Raw genomic sequence first — 1,733 nt, 5'->3', positions numbered from 1 at the left:
CTAGTGCAGCGCCGCATTGATCTTGCGGGGGTCATGCGGCTTTAAGTGGGGTGCCGTCGTAGGTCCAGCGGAACGGCTGAGCCTCATCGTCGTAGGCGAGGGTGAAGTTGTGGATCTGGTCGATTAGGTCCTGGCGCGAGGTGAACTCACCGCGTCGCAGCAGTCGGCGGGCCAGGATCGAGAAGAAGATCTCGACTTGGTTGAGCCACGAGGCGTGTTTGGGCGTGTGGTGGACGGTGAATCTTGGATGCGCTGCCAGCCAGGCCCGGGTCGCCTTCGAGACATGGGACGACCCGTTGTCGAGTACCAGGTGGATGGTCAGGGCCGGGTCGATGCTTTGATCCAGCAGTCGCAGGAAGCGGATGAAGGCGGCCGAGTTGTTGCGGGTGATGTCCTCGGCCAGGACCTGCCCGGTGTGCACGTCCAGGGCCGCGACGATGGAGGCGGTGCCGTGCCTGCGGTACTCGAACTCGCGCCGCTCGATCTGGCCGGGGCGGGCCGGCCGGGTCGGATGACGTCGCGAGCGAGCCTGCATCGCGGTCTTCTCATCCACACTGAGCACTATCGAGTGGGGCGGGCGGCGCAGGTAGAGCGCGCACACCTCGGTGGCCCTGGCGTAGAAGTCCGGGTCCTCCGGTCGGGTGAGCCAGCCCCGCACCAGGTGCGGTTTGAGATCCAGGTCGGCCAGGATCCGCCCGACCTGGGACGCTGAGATCCCGGTAGAGGCCAGGCGATGAGCGATGGATCGATGGGTCCACTGGCTGTCGGTGTCGGGCCGGGCGGAGGTGACGGTGGCGACGATGGCCAGGTGCACGTCGGGGCCGTAGCGGCGGGCGCGGCCCGGGCGGGGCCGGTCCTCCAGCGCGGCCATCCCCTCGGCGGCGAACCGCTTGCGCCAGCGCCGCACGGTGTCCAGATGCAGGCCAAGCGCGCGGGCAACAGCCGCGTTCGCGTCACCGTCTGCATAGGCCAGTGCGGCCCGGGCCCGCTGCACCCGGCGCAACGGCGCAGTCCGCGAGCGCGTCAACTCCTCCAGTAACGCGCGCTCTTCACTGCCCCAGGCCACCTGGAACGGACTTTCCACGGCACACGCCCCCACTCCCGCGGCTCTATCAGTGGCGTTGATCATTGTCGTCGGCGAGGGCCACACGCCCGCCGGAAGGCGGTGAGGATGGGTGGCAGGATGGCCGCCATGGCGAACAGCAGGAGTGCGAAGCCGGCCTCGCGGACGGCGCCGAGCAAGACCGTCCACAAGATCAAGATCACCTTGCGGGACTCCCGGCCTCCGATCTGGCGCCGCCTGGAAGTGCCGTCCGGCATCACCTTGCGCCAGCTGCACGACGTCATCCAGGCCGCTTTCGGCTGGGAGGACTACCACATGTGGGCCTTCGAAAGCGGACGGGACCGATACGGCACTGCCGACCGTGACCTGGGCATCCGCAGCGCCGCCTCCAAGCAGCTCCGCCAGGTCGCTGCCCGCACCGGCGACCGGCTCCGCTACACCTACGACTTCGGCGACGACTGGGAACACGACATCCTCATCGAGGACATCACCGAGCCCGAGCCGGACACCGCTTACCCCCGATGTCTCACCGGCCGCCGAGCTTGCCCGCCCGAGGACTGCGGCGGCATGTGGGGATACGACTACCTCATCGAGATCCTTGCCGATCCCCACCACGAAGAACACGAAGACCGCCTGGAATGGCTGGGCCTTGACTCTGCCGACCAGTTCG

2 protein-coding genes are annotated in these 1,733 nt (G+C 68.1%); one reads left to right on the top strand and one right to left on the bottom strand.

The window, feature by feature from the left end:
* Positions 1-31 precede the first annotated feature (31 nt).
* Positions 32-1,129 carry an IS630 family transposase gene (locus tag AB0N17_RS46525; RefSeq protein ID WP_366017710.1) on the bottom strand — a complete coding sequence of 366 codons (1,098 nt, stop codon included), beginning with the start codon at positions 1,127-1,129 and terminating at the stop codon, positions 32-34.
* 54 nt (positions 1,130-1,183) lie between these two features.
* On the opposite strand from AB0N17_RS46525, the gene AB0N17_RS46520 reads away from it, so the two are divergent.
* Positions 1,184-1,733, top strand: a 550-nt coding sequence (locus tag AB0N17_RS46520; RefSeq protein WP_366017709.1) for a plasmid pRiA4b ORF-3 family protein, incomplete at its 3' end; no start/stop codon positions are given.

This window comes from Streptomyces sp. NPDC051133, assembly GCF_040682635.1.
Classification (GTDB): domain Bacteria; phylum Actinomycetota; class Actinomycetes; order Streptomycetales; family Streptomycetaceae; genus Streptomyces.
This window is presented reverse-complemented; position numbering and strand designations above follow the sequence as displayed.

What these genes read in the sequence shown, in the direction of transcription:
- AB0N17_RS46525 (WP_366017710.1), bottom strand. Translation starts at nt 1,129, where the DNA reads ATGATCAACGCCACTGATAGAGCCGCGGGAGTGGGGGCGTGTGCCGTG.